The sequence below is a fragment of the Acetivibrio ethanolgignens genome (genome assembly GCF_001461035.1).
GTDB lineage: Bacteria > Bacillota > Clostridia > Lachnospirales > Lachnospiraceae > Velocimicrobium > Velocimicrobium ethanolgignens.
Map to the genome: position 1 here is coordinate 1 of NZ_LNAM01000174.1, position 22,323 is coordinate 22,323.

Annotated in this window: 18 protein-coding genes; 2 read left to right on the forward strand and 16 right to left on the reverse strand. The window is 41.9% G+C overall.

Translation table 11 applies throughout. The annotated features are described in order from the left end of the window. Nucleotides 1–69: 69 nt before the first annotated feature. From ASU35_RS12490 to ASU35_RS12550, 13 genes are all read right to left on the reverse strand, one after another. Nucleotides 70–1,026 (reverse strand): Rpn family recombination-promoting nuclease/putative transposase, encoded by a 957-nt coding sequence (locus ASU35_RS12490; protein WP_058353337.1) that lies wholly within the window; start codon nucleotides 1,024–1,026, stop codon nucleotides 70–72. 204 nt (nucleotides 1,027–1,230) lie between these two features. Beyond that, entirely contained in the window at nucleotides 1,231–1,488 is a 258-nt protein-coding gene (locus ASU35_RS12495) for a glycogen/starch/alpha-glucan phosphorylase (RefSeq protein WP_479714988.1), read from the reverse strand. 304 nt (nucleotides 1,489–1,792) lie between these two features. Beyond that, nucleotides 1,793–3,904, reverse strand: a complete 2,112-nt coding sequence (locus tag ASU35_RS12500; RefSeq protein WP_058353339.1) for a hypothetical protein — start codon at nucleotides 3,902–3,904, stop codon at nucleotides 1,793–1,795. A 16-nt stretch (nucleotides 3,905–3,920) separates the two neighbouring features. Beyond that, nucleotides 3,921–6,464, reverse strand: coding sequence for an IdeS/Mac family cysteine endopeptidase (locus tag ASU35_RS12505; RefSeq protein WP_058353340.1), 2,544 nt, complete (start codon nucleotides 6,462–6,464; stop codon nucleotides 3,921–3,923). Nucleotides 6,465–6,489: 25 nt separating this feature from the next. After that, entirely contained in the window at nucleotides 6,490–8,154 is a 1,665-nt protein-coding gene (locus ASU35_RS12510) for a leucine-rich repeat domain-containing protein (protein WP_058353341.1), read from the reverse strand. A 117-nt stretch (nucleotides 8,155–8,271) separates the two neighbouring features. After that, nucleotides 8,272–10,020 carry a methyl-accepting chemotaxis protein gene (locus ASU35_RS12515; protein ID WP_058353342.1) on the reverse strand — a complete coding sequence of 583 codons (1,749 nt, stop codon included), beginning with the start codon at nucleotides 10,018–10,020 and terminating at the stop codon, nucleotides 8,272–8,274. A 3-nt stretch (nucleotides 10,021–10,023) separates the two neighbouring features. Further along, nucleotides 10,024–11,088, reverse strand: a complete 1,065-nt coding sequence (locus tag ASU35_RS12520) for a type IV pilus twitching motility protein PilT (RefSeq protein WP_479714987.1) — start codon at nucleotides 11,086–11,088, stop codon at nucleotides 10,024–10,026. 12 nt (nucleotides 11,089–11,100) lie between these two features. Next, nucleotides 11,101–11,508: a hypothetical protein gene (locus tag ASU35_RS12525; protein ID WP_058353343.1), complete on the reverse strand. Its 408-nt coding sequence runs from the start codon at nucleotides 11,506–11,508 to the stop codon at nucleotides 11,101–11,103. Continuing rightward, the gene (locus tag ASU35_RS12530; protein WP_058353344.1) at nucleotides 11,498–11,884 is read right to left on the reverse strand and encodes a hypothetical protein; all 387 of its coding nucleotides are present in this window, start codon (nucleotides 11,882–11,884) and stop codon (nucleotides 11,498–11,500) included. The genes ASU35_RS12525 and ASU35_RS12530 overlap by 11 nt, the downstream gene beginning before the upstream one ends. Beyond that, nucleotides 11,881–12,390 carry a DUF4860 domain-containing protein gene (locus tag ASU35_RS12535; protein WP_058353345.1) on the reverse strand — a complete coding sequence of 170 codons (510 nt, stop codon included), beginning with the start codon at nucleotides 12,388–12,390 and terminating at the stop codon, nucleotides 11,881–11,883. The genes ASU35_RS12530 and ASU35_RS12535 overlap by 4 nt, the downstream gene beginning before the upstream one ends. Nucleotides 12,391–12,401: 11 nt before the next feature. After that, a complete protein-coding gene (locus ASU35_RS12540; protein WP_058353346.1) occupies nucleotides 12,402–12,719 on the reverse strand; it encodes a hypothetical protein in 318 nt (105 codons plus the stop codon). Nucleotides 12,720–12,727: 8 nt separating this feature from the next. After that, nucleotides 12,728–13,762 (reverse strand): type II secretion system F family protein, encoded by a 1,035-nt coding sequence (locus ASU35_RS12545; protein ID WP_058353347.1) that lies wholly within the window; start codon nucleotides 13,760–13,762, stop codon nucleotides 12,728–12,730. Nucleotides 13,763–13,786: 24 nt separating this feature from the next. Continuing rightward, the gene (locus ASU35_RS12550; protein WP_058353348.1) at nucleotides 13,787–14,662 is read right to left on the reverse strand and encodes a transglutaminase-like domain-containing protein; all 876 of its coding nucleotides are present in this window, start codon (nucleotides 14,660–14,662) and stop codon (nucleotides 13,787–13,789) included. Between the two features lie 141 nt (nucleotides 14,663–14,803). Here ASU35_RS12550 and srtB point away from each other — a divergent pair, with 141 nt between their 5' ends. Next, complete coding sequence (gene srtB, locus ASU35_RS12555) at nucleotides 14,804–15,628, forward strand: class B sortase (RefSeq protein ID WP_058353349.1); 825 nt, start codon at nucleotides 14,804–14,806, stop codon at nucleotides 15,626–15,628. On the opposite strand, the gene ASU35_RS12560 is transcribed toward srtB, so the two are convergent. The 3 genes from ASU35_RS12560 to ASU35_RS12570 form a co-directional block, all read right to left on the reverse strand. Continuing rightward, entirely contained in the window at nucleotides 15,608–16,825 is a 1,218-nt protein-coding gene (locus ASU35_RS12560; protein WP_058353350.1) for an EAL and HDOD domain-containing protein, read from the reverse strand. The genes srtB and ASU35_RS12560 overlap by 21 nt on opposite strands. Nucleotides 16,826–16,930: 105 nt before the next feature. Then, nucleotides 16,931–18,451, reverse strand: a complete 1,521-nt coding sequence (locus ASU35_RS12565; RefSeq protein ID WP_058353351.1) for an InlB B-repeat-containing protein — start codon at nucleotides 18,449–18,451, stop codon at nucleotides 16,931–16,933. Nucleotides 18,452–18,590: 139 nt separating this feature from the next. Beyond that, the gene (locus ASU35_RS12570; protein WP_172794641.1) at nucleotides 18,591–20,297 is read right to left on the reverse strand and encodes an aryl-sulfate sulfotransferase; all 1,707 of its coding nucleotides are present in this window, start codon (nucleotides 20,295–20,297) and stop codon (nucleotides 18,591–18,593) included. A 190-nt stretch (nucleotides 20,298–20,487) separates the two neighbouring features. On the opposite strand from ASU35_RS12570, the gene ASU35_RS12575 reads away from it, so the two are divergent. Then, nucleotides 20,488–22,254: a DUF885 domain-containing protein gene (locus ASU35_RS12575; protein ID WP_058353353.1), complete on the forward strand. Its 1,767-nt coding sequence runs from the start codon at nucleotides 20,488–20,490 to the stop codon at nucleotides 22,252–22,254. The last annotated feature ends 69 nt before the right edge of the window (nucleotides 22,255–22,323 follow it).

Below are 22,323 nucleotides of genomic sequence, written 5' to 3' on the forward strand. Positions count from 1 at the left end.
ACCAGAACTTACAGTATTCTATCCAAACTTATATTTCTAAAAAAGTCCAATAAAGCTTACTCTATGCCGCTATTTTTCCCTTAATTTTTCGTAAACTCCTTCTACTGTATATACAGGTAACTCTGAAATAGTCTTGATAATCTGCTCAATCAAGGCTATTTCTGTTTCTAATTCTTCTGCAATTACTGCAGCTGTTTTATTCTTATCCAGTTTTTTCTTGGTTTTTGAAATAATCGCAACCAGTTCCCCTTCTGCACGTCCTTCTGCACGCCCTTCTGCACGCCCTTCTGCACGCCCCTGCTCAAGTCCTTCCCGCAAAGCCGCTCTTTTGTGTGCGTGAAGATCTTTTTCGTACATTTCTCTGGCCTCACATTCCAGCTGCATCATTTCATCTTCATTTAATTCCTTTAAAACAGCAACAAATTCTCCACATTCTGGATGGTTCCTTTCAATCATGTCCAATTCCTCCCAGGTTTGGGCTTTAAAAAGCTGAGCCCAGTGATAGATTTCCTTATGTTCCTCATTACAGCCATTTTTTAGCTTATTTAATTCTATCACATAAATAGACAGCTTGTCATCATATGGTTGAAAAGTTTCTGTGTTTAAAAGGCGGTACTGGGAAAAGAAATAAGGATTATCTGCTACCAGGTTGAAATCCAGGATGCCGATATGTACCGTTGGATTAGCAGTTTCGTAATAATCCCCCCGGTTTAGTGAGGTAAAGCTCCGGCACAGATAATAAAGGGAGCGTTCCGGCCAGCCCTCAATGCGGCTTATCTGCATTTCTATACCAATCTGCTCCCCGTGATTAATACGGAGCCGGATATCCAGAATACACTGCTTTTCCTGAAGCCTTTCCCCAGGAATCAAAGGATTTAAAATCTGCAGATGGGTGATTTCCTCTGCCTTCCGTCCCAAAACTGCAGCAAGGAAATGGCGGCAGCTTTCCGTGGAACGCTGCAGGACAACATGAAACATGTAATCATTGGTTAATGGGTAGCGAATTGGTGTCTTTTTTTCTTCCATAGGCAAAATCCTTTCTTTAAGTAAAAATTAGTTTGTAAAACTTCTGGAAAAAAGCGGCGAACAGCCCGGTTAACATCCAGAAATGAAAAATAAGATATGAAAAATTAAATAAGTGAGATGAGAATACCATAGAAACGTAAATCTGTCAACAGGTAGACGATAGGACAAAAGAATTAAATTTTGGACTGTAGATTTTTTTGAATTTCAGGAGACAGAAAAAAGTGTTGTTATTGTAGCGAATACGCTATAATAACGACACTCTTTTCCTTTCTTGAAAATCAAAACAAAGCTCTGCTTCCACACCTCTTCCCAATAATCTCTTATCGTTCTGTCACTGGAGAATTTTCCGGCATTTGCTAAGTTCATAAAGCATTTTTTACGGAAGGATATCATATCCTTATAGTCACGGTTTCCTTCCAGCTTCTTTTCTACATAAGGAGGATGGACACCATGAAGCCAGATATCGAGGCACTGCGCAAAAAAATACATGGATAATCCGCCGGAAGGTATGACATCCAAGGACATTCGCCTTATGAGCGAGGATGCACCTCTGGATATGGATTATTTCTTAAATGATGATGAACTTGATGACGGTTTTGGTGAAGAAGGTTTTTACATCTTCTAAGCCAGCAATCATCCGTTTGTTGTGCCCGCCGACCTGCGGGCTTTTTTCAATTCAAGAGAGCGCCGTAGGCGGTCTTTCCTATAAAGTGCAAAAGCTGCCCCTTGGCAAATTTTCATTCACCAAGGGACAGCCTTTTAGAATTTAGTTTATTGTTTTCTTCTCTTTTTCAAGAGTTTCGATATTCTCACCGAAGATACAGGAAAAGAAATCCTTTATTGGTATATCTGATATAAACACAGAATGTGCCTTTACTTTCTCCTCTTGCAAGGGACTCAGTCTATCCTTTCCTGATAGATTACTGTTAATATACAGGCTATCTGTATTTCTTGGTACTATAAGAAATCTTACTGTCACACCAGAAACATTTGCATATGTATACCAAGGATTTACAAGAGCTGAGTTACCTTTATTAGGAAAAACTATAAGCTCTGATAAGGGAATACCTTCCTCGCTATTCTTGATACCAGTAGCACATAATACTCTGGAAAAGTCTGGATCTGCATCAAAAATACTTCTATGATTCTCAACCGTTATTGATTTATAGTTTATTTCATTATTTCCATCATCTTCTTTATCAAGATAAAATTTCCCTAAATATCCCTCCTTACTATCAAAAGTTACATCACCATAGATATCATAGGTTGTAGCATTTTTCACTGGCTTCCAACTTAATTTTCCATCTTTTATTGTAATTGTATTTGATTGATTTGAAATCCCAGCCCCACTTACAGTTACTGCCTGTTTAAATTTTTCCAACACCTGAGGCTGTAATTTAAAGTCAGTATCCCTTGCAACAATACGAAGTGTTTCATCTGGATTTGTTCCTAAAGGATTTTCCAGCTCCTTCACCGTCTGCTCCTTAGAATTAAAGTTCTCTGCTTTCAGATAGTGAGTACATTCAGCCTTTACAAAATACTCTCCCAGGCCGTTTCGTCTTAGCTCCTTCAGCATAGAAACATCCTTATCTCCAGCTTTTAGAACTTTCTCGTCTTTTTTCTTTTCTTCAACATTTTCTCCATTATTTTCCTTTTTTATCAGAGTACAGGTAATATCCAAGGCTGCAGCCTCCTTGATGGAAACTATTCCCTTATCATTCAGCTCAACACCACGCCTTAGTACCTCTAACGTCTTAAGCTCCTTTTTTAAAACCTCATGTTTATTTCTCTCATTTTCCTTTACCAGGCGTTTAAAGTCCTCCTCCGCCAGAGGTTTCTTTATATTATCCAGCTCCTGTGCAAGCCCTTTTCCCTCTTCATAGGTTAAGTTTTGAACTATTTTAGCAGCTTTTGCTTTAAAGCTATCTGCTATCGCCTGCTTCTCCTTCTCTGAAAACACAGGCACATTGTAGTCGCCACCACCGGAGCTGCTTCCACCACTGGAACTACTTCCACCACCGGAGCTGCTTCCACCACTGGAACTACTTCCACCACCGGAGCTGCTTCCACCACCGGAGCTGCTTCCACCGCCAGCTGTATTCTTATTTTCTTCCTTTTTCTCTTCTTCCTTCTTGGTTTCCTCTTTTTTCTCCTCTTCCTTTTCCTTCTGCTTGATCTCAGCCTCTCCTGTATTTTGAATCTTATTTGCTTCACTATTCAGGATAATAACGGCCTTCTTTGCTGTCTTTGCTACCTTAAGGGTTCCGAGATCTACTTCTACTGTAGCCATAACCGGCTTTTCTATCTCCATGCTTTTTAGCTTTGCAGACTCATCCATACCTGCTACTGTCAGCTTGGAGGTGGTATAGCTCTTCTTTACAACGACCTGAGCCTTATTCTCTGTACCGATAAGAAGGCTTACATCTGACTTCTGTCCAAGCTCGAAATCAACCTTCTTTGTATAGCCAGGCAGCTCAAGCTCTCCAGTCGCTGAACCCTTTACCTTAACTACCAGCTTTTTCTGGTTCAAATCAGACTTTTTATCCAGTGTTATATTGCTTCCCTTTTGTACCATAGAAAGGCTTCCAACACTTGTCTTTGCTGTCTTCAGGGTATAGTCTCCCTTCTCAAAGCTTACACTTCCGGAAACCTTCACATTGGACAGCGAAATTTCCGCATTCTTTACGCTCTTTTTCACTACAATCTCCTTGTAGTTCTTGTTTTTAATTGTAATTTTTCCATTTTTAACATTTTTATCTGTAAGGGTAAGGGTATTTCCCGTATCCTTCTTTGCTGCTGCAGCATCTACAGGAGATACTACAAGCATAAGACAGCAAATTAATATCCAAATAATAGTGTTTCTTCCTTTTTTCTTCATTTTTTCCTCCAAATGATTAATTTAAGTTATTTTTCCTGTTCCACTGCTCCTCGCCCAGGGAGAGATAAGACATGGCAAGAATCACTGCACCTGTATCCATACTCGGGCTCGTCGAGGATGTAATCCTGGCATTACCTTTAGAATCTTTGTGAATCAGCATCCGTTTCATGCCGACCTCCGGTTCCTCTTGGTCATCTGAGTCGCTGATAAATACTGCCGTGAGCAGACCATTCTCATCAAGCTCCGCTCCCCACAAGGTCACAATGTGGGATGCCCCGCTTAGTCCGGTATAAATCAGACCGACAGAGTTCCCATCCTTTAGCAAAGGAATGAAATCTCTCTGGAAGGCATCATACCCTCCCGCTGTCCTGTACCCGGTTATCAGCTCTTTTTCAAAAACAGGATAAAAGAAGCCTCCTCTTCCATCTTTCTTATACAGATCGGGCTTATTCATCGTCTTACTGCCATCCGGTTGATAATCACTGATAAAAAAGTCATTCAGCAAATTAGACTGATAAGCCTGGGTCGGGCTTGCAAAGTAGTCTTTGAACATCTGGTAAATCCTGCTTTTTGTTCCATCCTGAGCATCTATCTGATAAGACTCCTCAGCCGCCAATTCCTTTAGCTTTTTAAATTTTATATCGTCTAAGCTGCTTTTTGCCTCTCCTTCAATGAAAGCTTTCACAAAGCTTTCATTCTGCTTTATCCACCAGTGCAGCTGTGCTGCACTAACAGCCGCGTAGCACATAATGCGATCCTTGCCACCCTGTTGTCCATTAAATTCACTTTTGTTGATGTCGTACCAATTCTTTCCCTGCTCCGGCTTAGCATACATATACTTATAACCAAATTCGTCTTTTATTTGCTTTTTGAAGTCATCCATATTAGGTGCATCGATACCCTTTGTCCAGATGACAGCTCTCCATTCCTTCGTATCCGGGGTTTGGTATTTTACAACATTTCCATTTTTTTCGGATTTCAGCTCCCTAACCACTTTGTCAATCTTCGTCTCGGATGCCTCTGCACTGCCGCCAGTATCCGGGTTGGCAATTGAAGCCTTCGTACCCTGTTGAGGAACAAAAGACTTAAGAGCCCTTTCCAATGCCCCTTCAGCAGCCTTCACAGCCTTCTGAGATTCCCAGCCTTGGGCCGGCTTTTCTGCTTTTTCTAAAGCTTCTCTAACTGTGTCGGCCATACCCTGGGTCACAAACTGCTTACCGACTTCTACCAGACTAGCCCTTTCCGCAATTTCATATTGACCGCTCGGGTTACTCTCTGTCTTTATCTGACCCAGCCAATCCCTTGCCTCCTTTTTTCGCTCTTCCAGAGACCTTGTATCCAATGACATAACCCTTACCTTAGCCAAAGCCTTTATATCATCACCAACAGCATATCCATCCTTCGAGATTACTGCTGCCCTGAAGGTGTACTCCTTTGTGGTATCCTTCGGCTGATAATTATCACAAGCCCATGAGCCAACTACTGTCCCCGGCACATCTGCTCTACCTTCGACCAGCAGCCTAACATTTCTGCCAAGCCATCCATCCAAAGACAGCTCCTCCACTGTTGTGCCAAAGGGTACCTCTACAGCCAGAGCTTCCACACCCTTAATCCGGATATCACTTCCAGAGGCACCGCCGGAGGTACTGTCACCAGGAGCTCCAGCGCCGGCACTATTTCCGCCACCAGGGGCTCCGCCGCCGCCGGCACTATTTCCACCACCAGGGGCTCCGCCACTGCCGGCACTATTTCCGCCACCAGGGGCTCCGCCGCCGCCAGCACTACTTTCACCACCAGGAGCTCCACCATCGCCAGAAGGATTATTATTTTCCTCTTCTTTCCCCTCTTTTTCTTTAATCTCGGCTTTTCCCGTATTCTGGATCTTATCTGTTTCACTATTCAGTGTAACCACTGCCTGTTTTGCTTCCCTTTCTACCTTAAGGGTTCCAAGCTCTATTTCTACTGTGGCTATAACTGGCTTTTCTATCTCCATGCTTTTTAGCTTTGCAGACTCATCCATACCTGCTATTATCAGCCTTGAAGTAATATAGCTCTTTTTTACAGCGACCTGTGCCTTTTCCTTCGTACCAATGAAAAGATCTACCTCAGCCCTCTGTCCAAGCTCGAAATCAACCTTTTTCGTATAAGCAGGTAGCTCAAGCTTTCCCGAAGCTGCGTTCTTTACCTTAACTACCAGCTTTTTCTGGTTTAAATCAGCCCTTTTATCCAGTGCTATATTGCTCCCCTTTTGTGTCATAGAAAGACTTCCTATCGTTGTCTTTGTTGTCTGCAGGGTATAGTCTCCCTTTTCAAAGCTTACACTTCCGGAAACCATTACATTAGACAGCTGGATTTGTGCAGCCTTTACATTCTTTTTTACTATAATAGATTTGTATTTCTTATTTTTAATTACAATTTTTCCATCTTTTACGTTTTTATTTGTAAGAGTAAGGGTTTTTTCCGTATCCTTTTTTGCTGCCATAGCTTCTATCGGAAACAGCATAAGCATCAAACAGCAGATTAATACCCAAATTATACCATTTTTCCCTTTTTTCTTCATGTTTCCTCCGCACTGTTAATTCAGGCTATTTTATTTCTACCAAAGAAAATCCTGGAAGTAAGCTCTTATATTCCTTCTTCTTTCCCTTAGGAATCCTTATTTCCTTGAGGCTCTTGCAGCCGGAAAAGGCATTTTTCCCAATCTTTTTTATGTTTTTTCCAAGGATAACCGTCTTAAGAGAGGTACAGCCCTGGAAGGCGGACGTCCCGATTGTCATAACAGAATCAGAAATTACAAGCTTCTTTATTGTTTTATTATTTTTAAAGGCATTTTTTTCAATCGCCGTTACCTTGTAGCTAATGCCGTCTACCTTAACTGTCTTTGGTATGGTAACCGTAGCTTTTTTCTTATTACCAATAAAGCTTACCTCTTTTCCCTTTTTTGTTACCCGATAGGTATTTTTACTTTTATCTGTAAGCTTTGTATTTACAGCCGGTAGCTCCTTCGCTTCTTCCTTTACTTCTGTACTCTTGTCCGTTTCCTCCTTAGCAGCATCCTTTTGCTCTGTCTCCTCCTTGGCCGGTGCAGAAGGTGTGCCGCCTCCTCCTGGTGCCCCTGCTCCTCCACCGCTTGGTGCAGAAGGTGCTCCGCCTCCCGACGGTGCAGATGGCCCGCTTGGTGTGGATGGTGCTCCATTTCCACCAGATGAATCCGAAGATGCAGGTGGTGTCGTTCCTACCAGGCTTCCATTTGCTACGGAAGCTTTACGGCCAGGAGCAATCTCTTCTACTATACCTGGTTTCTCTGCCTGACAGACCTTCAGGGAAATAGCTGACTTGTTCTCCAGACTTCCCTTAGACGTAAGAGCATATGTTATCGTTGATAGCTTATCCCCCTGGATAGAAAAGCCTCCAGAAGTAGCTCCAGCTTGTCTTACGGTATTGTTTGTTTTATCCTCATCTTCAGTAGCTGCACCCACAGTAGCTTCATTATCTACTTCAAAGGTAATCTTTGCTGCCTTTTCCAGGAAGCCTGGTTCGCCAACCTTCACATCGATAGACTCTTCCGCATAATTCCCGTTATTCAGTAATTTATTGCCATCAAATACGGAAACCGTAGTAGGAATCCTTGCCTCGCTAAAAGGACATTGCCCAAAAGCAGAATCTGCCATTTTCACAGAACTCCCCAGCGTCAGACTGCCATTTAAATGGATACATTCACTAAAGGCAGCATCATACACCGTACAATTCGCTGGTATATTTAGATTTCCTGAAAGCTCAGAGCCTGCAAAGGCCGCAACTCCAATTTTCTCTACTCCCCTTAAATCAATACTTCTTATATTACTGCCTTCAAAAACTCGCTCGTCAAGTTCTTTAATATTGGTAAGCTCTACTTTTTCAATATAATTACCATCGACTCTATTCATGTAGTATACCCAATCATTAACAGAACCTTCAAAATTCTTTTGTTCTAGCTTCGCAGGTGTTTTTGCTTCAAAGGACAGGATATAGGGACCCGAATCCTCTACAACGTCCTTATACCCACGTATCTCCCAGGTTATGTCCCCTGTAATAGAAGCTCCACTGGCCACCGATACGCGCTGCCTCTCCACAGCTCCCTTTTCCTCTGCTGCGACCGCTCTGGCTGGAATAGCCTTGTCCAAAGCCGCTCCCGGCATGCCAATGCTTCCGATAAGCATTGCCAATGCCAAGAGTATCGAAAGTCCCCTCTTTTGCTTACTCCGTTTCATAATTTCCTCCTTAAATAAATTTTTTTCAAATTAAACTTTTTCTCTTAATTATACTATATTTTCCATATTTTCTGTGTAGCTTTGTAGTAAACCTCAAACAATTCGTTGCCAATTCCCTTAAATCTTAAAGCTTTGAATTAATTGGTTGATAGTTTCTATACTTGCATTCAGCTCTTCACTGATGGCTGCACTTTCTTCACTGTTAGCAGAGTTACTCTGGGTACTGTCTGCTATCGTGCGAATCATTTCATCCATATTTTTAATGGCAGTTATCTGCTTTTGTGCCGCCTCTACCACTCGTTCCATCACCACACTAATACCCTCTACACTGTTCATTATCTCATCAAAGGAGGTTATGATTCCAGTGGCCGCCCTGCTGCCATTTTCAGCATACTGGATAGAATTCTCCAGAGAGTCCCGGGTGTTATTGACAGCCTCTGCCGACTGGCTGGCAAGCTGTCCAATCTCACTCGCCACTACCGCAAAGCCTTTTCCAGCTTCACCAGCTCTTGCTGCTTCAATCGATGCATTTAAAGAAAGCAGATTAATCTGATTTGCTATTTCTCCCATCTGTCCGCTGATTCCCTGAATATCCCTAGATGCCATCGTAATATCCTGCATAGAGCTCTTTAAATTATCTATTTCCCCAGAAGACCTCTTCATAGTAGCAATGAGCTTTTCAAGATCCTCCTTTGCTGCCTGTATGCTGTCTCCTGTTTTTCTTGTATAGTCCTCTACCTCATTCGACAGCTGCTGTAAATTATCCACACTCTCTGCCTGCTCCGTTGTGCTTTCTGCCAGATCCTGCGAGCCATTCGCCACCTGGGATGCACCACCTGCTATCTGCACGGACTGCTTCTGCATATCCCTTAAGGTACTGCTAAAGCTTAAATTCAGCTCCTCTATTGCTTTTACAATAGCTTTTAAATCTCCTGGAAGCTCTTCGGTATAATGCTTGGTCAGATCACCATCAGCTATCGTATTCAACGAGTCTGTTATATAGCTGATTGCATGGTTTAATTTTTCAAAGCTGTCCCGGATGCCATTACATACTGTTCCTATCTCATCCCTGCTTTGATACCTTAATTCTACGGAGAAATTTCCATTGGATAAAGCACGAACCGCTTCACCCACCTCCTGTACCGGATCTAAAATCGCTTTTGTAACTTTTTTTCGCAAGCGGATAGCAACAATTACAAAAATAACAGAGCCTGCAACCTCAGCCAGTATCGCTAAAAAGGCAATCTTATTTAATACTCCGACATCGCCAGCCAATGCTTTATTTTCCTCAGCTTTAACACTCTGGAGCTCCTCTGCTATACTGTCTACAATCGGTCTTACGCTCTCTTTGTACTGTGTATAATACAGCTCCCAATTGGTATCATCAGTACTGTAGCTATCCGTAATCTCTTTTACTAAGGATTCCATACGGTTAAAATCACCTTTTATTTTCCCCAGTCCAGAACTGGCTCCGACTGCAGCTGTAGCTCCGGAGGTTCCATCTGCACCAGAGGAAGCACTCTTTTTATCGTCCTTTGCATTTTCCAGTACTGCTCCCATACCATCTATGTATTCTATGACTTCTTTTAATTTCTCATTCTTTTCCTCAGCACTGTCTGTCAGAAAACTTTGCTGAATAGCAGAATCCATTTTGAGCAGCTTTTCTTCCACGGCATCCATTTCAGAGAAAATACCCGTGATTATATCATCTGCCCTATTGATACCAATCCTCAGACTTATAATATTGATAGCAGAAAATAAAACCACCAGCAGTGCGATGATGCCGCATACAGTCGAAATATATTGAATCTTTTTTCCTACACTTTTATTCCTTATATCGTTTTTCATTTTAACCTCCGTTTCCATTTATTATACCTCCAGTTTTCTTTTCATTTGTTCTGGATTCACTGCATATTCCAATGCGGTTTCCCCTGTAATTCTTTTTTCCCTGTATAAATCAAAAACAGACTGATCCATGGAAATCATTCCTATCTTATTCGAACTCTGTATCGCATTGTCAATCTGATAGGTTTTACTGTCCCGAATCATATTTTTAATGGCTGGTGTAGATTTCATAATTTCCATTGCAGGAACCATACCTCCCTTTACTCCGGGGAGCAGCTGCTGGCTGATAACAGAATCCAGCACCATAGAAAGCTGAATTCTAACCTGTGATTGCTGGTTTGACGGGAAGCTGTCAATAATTCTGTCTATCGTATTTACCGCTCCCTTTGTATGCAGGGTGGCAATAATCAAATGCCCTGTTTCCGCTGCAGTCATGGCTGTCTGTATCGTCTCAGCATCTCTCATTTCTCCTAGGAGAATGACATCTGGTGCCTGTCTTAAGCAAGCCCGCAAGCCAGACAGATAATTTTTGGTATCAATGGAAATCTCCCTCTGGCTGATAATACTTTGGTTATTACGATGCAGATACTCTATCGGATCCTCGAGAGTAACAACATGAGCCTGCCTTTGACGGTTAATCGCATCTATGATACAGGCCTGGGTCGTAGATTTTCCACTTCCGGCTGTTCCGGAGATGAGAACCATGCCATGTAACAGCCGGGAAACCTTCATGACCTCTTCCGGTATTCCCAGCTGTGTATAATCCGGAATAGAAAAGGGTACAATCCGGATAACCGCTGCCTGGGAGCCACGCTGGCAGTAGGTGTTAATACGGAATCTGGCCAGATGGGCAATGGCAAAGGAAAAATCATCATCACCACTAGTCTTATATTTTTCCTCACTCCGGTTAGCCTGACTGTAAATCTGCTCAATCAGGCTCCTGGTATCCTCTGGCTGCAGCTTATCGATAAGCTGCATAGGTACAATATGCCCCTGTACCTTATAGCTTAAAGGTCCTCCTGCAATTATGAAGATGTCTGACGCCGCATCCCTTACGGCTTTCTTTAGTATCTCCTCCAATGGCACCATCTAAAGTTCCTCCTAATCCTCAAAGCTTCCGTCCCATACATTTAAAGACTCTTCCGGTACCCAGTCTCCGATGTAGATACGCTTCCATTCCAAAATCCGATAGCCCTCTTCTGTCTTTTCTATTTCAACCTTCAGGCTCGTTGTATCTGTCATGGGGCAGCAATACGAATAGATGCCCTCCTGGAAGGTCACCTCCGGAGGGGCTTCTCCCCTTCGTAGCTGTGAAAAAAGCTCCTCTGCCCTTTTATCTGCCTGATAATAAGCCTTTATATTATCTGCTGCCTTCTGTGCCAGCTTCGCATTTGTGTTGGCTGTAGATAATGCCAGTAATGCAAAAATCATAAGACAGAGAACTGCAAAAATTGTCAGAATCGTGCTGGCCCCTACCGCAATGAACGGCGTCCTTTTTTTAGTCCTCATATGACTCCTCCTGCCAGCCTACCTCCAGCTCATAGATAGCCTCTCCTGCTTCATTATAAATTTCTACACCCTTCCTGCTAATTTTCATAGTAAGGTCATCCTGTACCACGATAAGCTGCTCGTCTTCTTTTTCCGATGGATAGCCCTGGGCCTTCAGCAGTCTGTCTGCCTCATCCCAGTCTCCACGGCTGCTCTTTAAGAGCTCTGCCCCTGTCTGTGCCAGCGATACGGCATTCCTAAGCTGCCCGGTATGGATAGAAATATCATTTGCCTTAACAAAGGCCTGCAGACAAATACCAGCTGCCAGGGCAAATACAAAAAGCATAACCAGCTGCTCCATCAGTACCAGAAATGACCTTTCCTTTTCCTGCTTCATGGCTTTACCTCTTTTCCCGAACGTATGCCTACTGTCATCCTATCAATATTTCCCCAGACATCGGTTATCGAAATTATAATCCCTTCTTCTGTCTTTAACAGCTTCATAGCTTTTGCGTTTATAACTGCGATTCCATCCTCCGGATCCATCTGATTTCCTTTAAAAGTAAATAATTCTCGTATGGCACCGGCATAATAATAGATTCTTGTATCGTACCATTCTCCATCAATATTCTCATAGATATGGAGAGTTTCTATTCCATCCTCCTTCTCTGCTTCAACAAAGCCTCCTACAGCAATTGCACCTTCTATATCATTGCCACGGATTTTTGCTGCTACATAGCTGGTCCCCAGGTGCTTATCATAAACCCTGTTGTCTCTCTCAACCAGCTTGCGGTAGCTATTTGTACCAAGAGAAAGGATAATGATAATAGCTCCTGCAAAGATAGTAAACAGTAGAAATACAAAGACTCCTTCTATATAATATCTTTTGAATCTGTTCTTCACGTTTTCTCCCCTTAGCCCTTCGGCAATACCGTAATTTCAGGCATAATATTATCTGCAAATATTTCATAAAACACGGTATACTTTTTTTTATCAATTTGTATTCCATAATTTTCTTCAATATATATAATTGTTGGCGGATAAATTCCCTCTGTTGTATAGCAGGTCATGACTGCCTTATGTATGGCATCCTCAAGCTGCTTTAAGCCCTCCTGGTTTTGCTGTCCCTGCAGTCTTTCTGCCATTATCAGAGAAGAACAGGCAAATACTGCCACAAGAACCGGCCCTAGCAGCCATCGGAATACTTCAGATAAAGAATGTTTCTTTTCCATTTTTTCACCTACCCAATGGATGACATGATATTTAACAGTGGCAGCATAACAGTAAGCAAAATAGTACCCACAAGGATAGAAGCAATAATTACAATAGTCGGCTCAATCCATCCTACTCTTTGGTAAATAAGTGCCTGAACTTCTTCCTCCTGCCTTCTGGCAATTTCTGCAATTGCAGTATCAGCGGTACCACTCTTTATCCCTAACTCCAGAATATGACAGTAGAAGGGCTCCATAAGCCCTGTCTCCTTCATTGCTTTCGGCAGCTCCTTCCCTTCTTCTATGAGTCTTAGGCAGCACTGATAAGACTGTTTCGCCTGTTCTACATCATCAAAAAACATTGCCGCCAGTTCAAAGGCCTCCTCTGTATGCAGTCCGCTCATCATTCCCATAGCCATAGCCTGTGTAAATCTGGCTGTCCTGATTTTTTTTCCTATTCCACGATTTCCAGAGCATCGGTTATACAAGCTGATGCAGCGTTCTCTGACAGAATACTGCCTTGCTGCCAATATCCCCAAAAGCACAACCACTCCCAGAAATACACAAAGGAATGGAAGGCTTTGATTCAGCACCTGTCCTGCATGTAATAACGCACCTGCACCTCCTGTCATCCTGCCTCCCAATTGTGCATAAACCTTATCAAAAACCGGAAGAACCTTTACCAGCAACAGTACGATAATCAGCATCATCAGAAGGAACAAAACAGCGGGATATAGCAATGCATTTTTAATTTGCCTTGCAAGCTGCACTCTGCTGTCATAGTATTCTGCAAGAGCCTGAAGAGCCTGTTCCATACGTCCGGTCTTTTCTCCCGTTTCCAGCATATCACATACATATTCAGGAAAATCCTGAGTCTCTCTTATGGCTTCAGACAATACTGTCCCATCCTCTACCTTTTTGGCTATTGCTTCTAAAAGCTGACATATGCTTTTATTTTTCTCATCCTCTGCCATCAGATATAATCCATCTTCTATAGTAATACCTGCATGGAGCAGCAGTGACATCTCCAAACAGAAATATGAAACAAATTCATTTGTAACCATCGTTCTCTCCTGCTTTCGTATCCGCTAATATGTATATTTTTGCTTATAATTTTTTCCGTTTCCGATGTAATCCATGACTTCCTTGCTGGAATTTCCGGTGGAGGCAAAGGTTGGATCCATGAGCTTCCAGGTTTCCCCATTGAAATAAATAACGCCGTCAACCCATCCATCCTTCTCTGTGTATACGCTGACCCATGCATGGTAAACGTCTCCTGCATAGCCTATCACCAGCTTCACCGGAATCTTCTGGCTTCTGAGCATCGCCGCCATCATGGCAGCATAATCAAAGCAGATACCCTTCTTCTTTTTATAAATATCGTCCAGATTCGGCAGATAGCCGCTCTGCACTGTTTTCGCCTTTTCCTTGTCATAGCTGTAGTTTTTTACCACATAATTATAAACAGCCTTTACCTTTTCCAGCGGGTCCTTTATTCCCTTTGTCAGAGAAGCCGCCTTTACCACAACCTTTGTTTTACTGGTGTAGTTTACATATTGGTTGCTGGAAAGAAAGGGCATAAATTCGTTTTTCAGCTTTACATTTATTTTCGCAGAAAGTACGGAGGAATAGGAGCTTCCTTTTACGTTCTGGTATACTGCTACCGTATAGGTTCCATCTCCGCTGGTAAGCGGAAAGACTTCGTTGCGTCCCGACTTTATATCGTAGGTATAGGTCACCTTATCCGGTCCGGTTACCTGGGCCTTCAGCTTCTTGTCTGTTTCCTGCGTGTATTTTACTGTCACATACCCGGAAGCTGCATTGGCATAATCAATCTGGCATTTATCATTCTTTTCCTGTGTAGCTTCGACTCTATTTGTAGCTCCCAGTACTACAGCTTTGTTCCCACACAATCCCGAGAGCATAAGAGCCAGCAGCAGAACGGCAATTCTTTTTTTCTTCATTTTTCTATTCTCCTTTCTTCTTTTTGCTTTCCTTTATTATACCATTTTCTTTTGTTAATTGAAAGAGGTAGTGTCAAAATTTGCTATTTTTAGCGATACATGGTATACTGTTTACAAATACAGCTGTTAAGGAGATATACGATGAAGCACCCTTTCCGTACTTTTTTATTTATACTTTTTTTTGCACTTTTGGCCTTTAGCTCCTATAAGCTGCTTTATGCCCTCCTTGACTATCAAAAGGGCTCCTCTGCTTATAAGACAGCAGAGGAAATCAGCGGTCTTAAGGCTATTCCAAAGCCCTCTGTTTCTCCCAGACCATCCAATAGTCCGGATTCCGGAGAGGATACAGCGGATACAGACAGGGATGTCTATGCCCAGTATCTAAAAGAGCTGGATTTCCAGTCTTTAACCAATGCCAATTCTGATATTATCGGTTGGATTATGATTCCGAATACCCGCCTTTCCTACCCGCTTTTGCAGGGTAAGGATAACAGCTATTATCTAAATCATATGTATAATAAGGAGACTGGCAGCGTTGGTTCTGTTTTTATGGACTATCGCCTCCCTTCTGATCTGTCCGGCTATAATACCATTATTTATGGTCACCGGATGAAGGACGGCTCGATGTTTGCTTCTTTAAAATATTATCTGGATTCCTCCTATCGAAAGGAGCATCCTTACATCTATATAGCTAATACTGAAGGCATTTACCAGTATACTGTTTTCTCTTCCTACGAGGGGGCTACCGACGGCTTATCCTATCAATGTGTCTTTGATACAGATAAGGAAAAACAGCAGTTTATTGATTATGCCCTAAAGCATTCCTGCTATCCGACAGAGCTCCCGGAGGAGCTATCCACGAAAGATTCCTACCTTACCCTTTCTACCTGTACCGGTAACGGCTACAGCAGGCGTATGGTCGTTCAGGCCGTTTTAACCAGCTTCCTAGCGAAGGGAGAAGGCTAAATCGGCCTTTCTGATACACTCTACATATATACTGCCTAATTCCTTCCAGGAGATATTTATTCCAAAATCCTCCAGCTTAAGCTCGGGATCCTTATTTTCATACCTGAAAAAGAATTCCAAAAGCCTGCTGTATTCGTTCTCGCTCTGATTCAGCAGAGCCTCGGTACATTTTGGAGGAAGTTCTACCTTATCTAAAAGACTACCCATGCTCTCCCCCATGATTTCCGGCAGCTGACTGAACATCCCTACAATAAAGGCCTCTTCCTTCTTTCCTGTAAAGGCTGCCTTTTTCAATATCTCTTCTGCAAACAAGCCTCTGATATAGGCTTCCTTTACGGCTTCATCTGAAATCGTAATATTATTTCCTCTGGCTAAGGTAAGAAATACCCATCTTCGTAGTTCATCCTCTCCCATTCTAACCAGTGCCTGCTGAATAGAGGTTATAATATTTCCCCGGTAATACTGTAATATATTCGCTCTCCCCATAAGAGAATAGGTCAGTGCCACATCCGAATGGACTATCTGGCTGCAGCGTTTAAAATTAATGTGACTTTTCTGTACCTGCTCTAAAAGACGGTTAAAGGAGGCTATTGAGAATTTCTGTGCCTTTTTTTGAAACAATACCGGCCTACGGAAAAAATATCCCTGAAACAGCTGATATCCCAGTTCTTTTGCTCTTTCATACTCCTTTAAGGTTTCGACCTTTTCTGCTAACAGGGTCACCTTACTATTCTTTAAGGCATCAGCGATCCTCTCCTGTACCTCCTGACTCGTATTCATAAAATCTATTTTTACAATATCCAGCAGGGGAAGAAGCTTATTAATATCCTCTTTGCCGATATAGTCATCTAAAACCAGGGTGTATCCCCTATCTTTCAGATTTTGAAGCTTCTCTAAAATCCTTTTTGTAATTTTAACATCCTCTAAAATCTCTACTGCAACCTCATCCGGAGAAGCCAAAAGTGCTGTATCCCTTAATAAAAGATTTTCTGTAAAATTTACAAAGGCCATTTTAGAATTTGTTAAATACGGTAATCCAAATACCGTAATCGCATCCGATAAAACCTGCAGGGTAGCCCTGTCTCCATCCACCAGATCCGCCCTTGTACTCTTTTCTGAGCTACGGTATAGTAATTCGTAGGCAACCACATTGCCTTTTTTGTCAAAAATTGCCTGTCTTGCAATGAATGTATCCATGTCGTTGTCTTCCCTATATATGTATTAAAAACCTAGCTAAAAAACTAGGTTTTTAATATAAGTCATAATAAAGTTATTTAAAACTACTTTCTCTGTTCTTTTCTTCTATATTAATACCATAAATACCAGACCCCCGAAGGAAACAAGGAAAGCAAAGCAATAAATCACAACGCTGTCACCGGTTTTTGGAACATCTGACAGCGGCACTTCTTCCTCTCCAATCTCCTTTGCAGAAGCATCCTCGTCTGCCTCCTTTTCATCCGGAGTATCAGTCAGCGGAACCTCCTCGTCTACAATCTCAATTGTATCTGTCTTTTTCTCTGGAACCTCTGTTAATGGTACCTCTGTATCTGTGATTTCTGTTGTCCCGTTATTTTCAGTCGGCACTGTTGGAGCTGTTGGAGCTGTTGGTGTACTCGGAATAAATGGTATCTCTGGTGCCTTTGGCTCCTCTGGCTTTGGCTGCACTGATGCCTCTGGTGCCTTTGGCTCCTCTGGCTTTGGCTGCACTGATGCCTCTGGTGCCTTTGGCTCCTCTGGCTTTGGCTGCACTGGCTCCTCTGGCTTTGTACCACGCTCATAACTTAACAAAATATCATACTCAAGTATGCTTTCATCCTCTGTAGGTGTAAAAGATATGGTAAGTGGCTTTCCACTTTCACTTCGCTCTACAGAATAGAGCGGCTTATCCCATTTGTCACCATTGGTTCCTTTTGCTATATTCACAGTAACATCATAGCCAGCTTCTTTTCCCTGATACTGCTTGACCTTCCAGTCAGTTTTTCCATCAAATTCATAAACAAACTCTGTAGAGAATAGTTCACCAACTGGAATTTCTTTTTTATTCTCTTCTATATATCCTTTTCCTGCAACACTTTTTTCCGGATCACTTAAATCAAAATACTGATGTCTAACAGTAACCCGTGCCATTTTCTTCTCTTCCCACTGTGCATATAAGGTGGTTTCTCCTTCTATAGCAAATACTTCACCTGGACTGTATAACTTTCCACCAGCTTCCTTTTGTGTACTCCAGCCAATAAATTTATATCTGTTATCTGCTGTAAAGCCAACCGCATCATTTGCCATCACTGTAACTAAACTGCTTTTTGTGTACATATTTATGTCGTTATATCTTTTACCGCTTCCGTTATTTGCATCATAAGTTACAGAGTAAAGCTCAGGCAGCTCCTCTGCCTTTACCTTTCCATCCAGGTGCCATGCAGGTGTGCCACTGGAAACATAATTGTCAGCTCCATCAGAAATGTGCAATGTATACCACTCAATATTGCAATTTCTTAACCATTCATTATGTTCATAATTAAGCTCCTTAACTGCTTCATTTACCTTGTCTTGATACTGTTCCAAAGTTTTGTCACCTTTTGTAGAAGAATACTCCCATATATTTTCAAAAGGCAGTGCTAAGGTAATATATCCTACAGTGAAATATCCATGGCCATTAATCGTTCCTGTCTGTCCTTCTGGTTTTACATAAACATAAACTGTGGTAAGCTTTTCTTCCTCACTGGCGAATGCCATATTCGGAAACGTTCCCAATGCCACCAAAAAAGCCAGCAGAACTGCTATCATGCGACTAGACAAAAATCCTTTTATCCGAGTCCATCTCATAAATAAATGCTTCCTTATTTTTAAGAGAATATTGTATTTTTTGATTTTATATAATCATACAATACTTTTTCTGTGTTTGGATTTGTTGTATAGGCATGATATTTTGTTGTAAATTCCTCAAAGAAACCTCCGGATAAGGCTACTTAAACCAAAAATTCTCAAAATCGTATTTAAACACACGATAGGTATACTTCCTTGAATCATAATTATATTGTCTTATCAATCTTCCATCTGCATCATATTCCCCAAAGGTGTTGGACTTACCTGAGCTTGTTACATAATTTCCGTTATCCATATCCTCCACACTGCTGACAATACTGGAATAAGGTACAGGGAAAGCCTTAACCAGTGTATAGCTCCTTGCATTTTCATCTACCAGGTATTTATAATAGTAGGAATTGTCCTCCGGCTTACCCTCAAAGGCTCCGGCTCCCGGATATACCGACCAGTCAAACTGCGGCCGGCTGGCTGCCCAGGCAAAATTATTGTTATACATAGCAATATAATACTGTCCCTCCGGGAGAGTGTCATCCTCCATATAGGTTACCGTATGCTGTCCTGCCTGAGGGACAAAGTCTCCCTTCCTTTCCCATACCAGCTCCTTATATGACGTTTCCTCCCACACACTTTCTTCAGAAAGCAGATAAGCTACCTTTGGATTTTCAAATACATTGTTAATCCGGACGATGGTTGACAGCTCTCTTGCACTTAATAAAAGGTCTGTCCCATTTTCTCTGCTGATAGCATCGATTGTATTAAAATGAATCCAATCTAAAGGCTCCCTTTCTGCCTCTGGAACCGTGGTATCATAGTGGCTTATTGCTAGCTTGTACATTTCCGGAAAAATATCCTTAAAATCAAGGAGCCGTGTAATCTCTCCACTTTCCATATCTATTGCAATAACGACATCCTCTACCACCTCTTTTTCTGTTGCCCTGTCCGACACAAGAACAAAGGTGGTATTAGAAGCTTCATCATAACAATAATCATGATGCATAACATAATCATTAAATTTATATTTTCTAACAATTTTTCCAAGGCGGTCCATTAAAGCCAAATCATGGTCGCTATAGGAAAACAGCAAATATTCTCCTACTCTTTCCAGACGGTCACTCCGGTATCCAAGCAGTGGAAGCTCTCCTCGCAGCCATCCGTTATTATCATATAAATAAGTATTTGCTTCCCATGCCTTATCATGTCCCAGCATAGCAAATAAACCATCGCTCAGCTCTGCTCTGCTTTCTCCGTCAATGACCTCTGCAATCTGAAGTGCAATACTAGACGCCGCCTCCGGCATTGTAATGCGAATCGGCTTAGAATCTGTTTTCTGCCCGTCCTTATTTTCGAAATGGAGGGTCAGCTGATTTTCAAGCCCCGGCAAAAGGCCTACCATCTGATAGGAATGTTCTGTAGTATAGTCTTCCTCTGTTCCATTGTACAAATCTGCCGAAAAGTCTGGTGCTCCCTCGGTACTTACGGTGTAAGAAACCTTCAGAGCCTCTTTCGAGGAAAAATAAACATTTACAGAACAGGTATTACTTCCATAAGGATTTATAACATATAGTGGGGCTTCTTTCGTTGGCTTTTTCTTTTTTATCAGCTTTTGAAGCTTTTTATCTATGGTTTCCTGATAGTCCAGGTTGTAAAAGGAAACCTTTTTCTCATTTTCTACCTGCCAAAGCTGCTTTTCTCCGGAAGAACCTGATACATTTACAATATCTACATTCATAGACAACCAGATTCTGTCCTTTAATTCGGATTGTGTAACCGCAAAAACACCAACTGCTATGAAAGCAATAGCAAAAAATATCCCTCCTACAGCTATTGCTTTTGTTTTCTTTCCCATATTCATATACCCTCCTTATAACTGGTCTATACTGCTAGTATAACCAACCTTTGTGAGAAAAATATGAGAAATTTTTTTCATTTATCTTTACTTTACAACCCCTACTCTTTCTGCTAAAATACATTCCAAACCGGAATAAAATGATTTTCATTCCAATAGTATGATACTATGTAAACTCAGGAGGTTCATTATGAATACTGTAAAACAGCACCACCGGCTTTCCCTTTTTCTTGGAAGCCTTTTTCTAACCTGTATTCTCCTCACCGGCTGCTTCGGAAAAGGTCAGAGCGATGAGCAGGTACAGGCCGCCTTTGATACCTTTTTAAATGACATTTTTCTCACAGAAGTTAAAGAGGATGGCATTACCTTTAACTTTACCCTTTCCCATCCGGAAAGCTATGGTATTACAGAAGCTCCCCAGACACTGGGCGACTACAGTCTTGATTATATGGAGGCAGACATGGCAAAGACAGAAAATCTCCTTTCTGCTCTAAAGGATTTTCCTTATCGAAAGCTAACTGACACACAGAAGCTTACCTATGATGTGTTAAAGGCTAGTCTGGAACAAAATCTGAAGGGCTCTGACTTTCTTTTATATCAGAAAGCCTTTAGTAAAACCATCGGTCTGCAGGCACAGCTTCCGGTCCTTTTTGCTGAATACCACTTTTCCGACAAGGCTTCTGTTGATACCTATCTTACTTTATTATCCGATGTAGAACGCTACTATCAGCAGATTCTTGATTTTGAAGAGGCTAAAATCCAGGCTGGTCTTTTTATGAGTCACGCAACGGCAGCTGACATTATCGAGCAATGTCAGGATTTTATATCAAAAACAGATACCAATTTTTTAATTGAAGTGTTTAACGACCGGCTGGATACCATAGACGGCCTTTCAACAAAGGAAAAAGATACTTACCGGCAACAGAATAAGGAAATTGTTTTACATTCTGTGATTCCTGCCTATAAAAATATTATTTCCTTTTTAACACAGCACATCGATGATGGCATAAACAATGGTGGCCTATGTTATCTGCCGGAGGGTAAGGAATACTATCAGCATCTTATCACCTCCTCCACAGGGTCTTCCAAAACAATTAAAGAAGTAGATGAAGCCCTGGATAGCCTTCTAAGGGATACCATGGGTACTATGCAGGAAATCATTGCTGAACATCCTGAAATATTAGAGGCTGCTATGGATGTCTCCTATCCGATGAAGGAGCCTGCTAAGATTCTTTCTTACCTGGAAGAGGCTGTTAAAGCTGACTATCCTGGAATAGAGAAGGTTGATTATTCTATCAAGTATGTCCACGAATCCCTTCAGCCTTCCATTAGCCCGGCCTTTTATCTGATACCGCCGATTGATGACGATAACCAGAATTCCATTTATATCAATCCATACAAGGATTATAATTTAGATGCCATTTTTACAACTCTGGCTCATGAAGGCTATCCCGGCCATCTGTATCAGAACGTATACTTTAGCCAGACAAACCCAGCTCCTATCCGCTCATTATTAAGCTGCACCGGCTACAGCGAAGGCTGGGCAACCTATGTAGAAATGGATAGCTACTATTTATCCGGCATTGACAAGACCCTCGCCGAGTTCCTTCGTGCAAACAACCTGGCCACTCTTTGTATGTATGGTAAGGTAGATGTAGGTGTCAACTATTATGGCTGGGATTTATCCAAAGCTACCGATTACTTAGGGCAGTTTGGTGTTACCGATGCCGGAGTAAGCAGGGATATTTATCAGTCTATGATTGCTGAACCGGGAAATTATTTAAATTATATTTTAGGCTGCATCGAATTTCTTGAAATGAAGGATACGGCGATGAAGAAGCTGGGAGACTCCTTTGTCTTAAAGGATTTTCATGAATTTATTCTCTCCTCCGGTCCAGCCCGTTTCGAAGTATTGAATGATTATCTAAAGGATTGGATGAAAAATTATAAGGCTTGATACAGTTTTCACCAGCTTTGAGGAATAAAAACTTTTCGCAAAGGGGCTGATTTCACATGACCAAGAAAG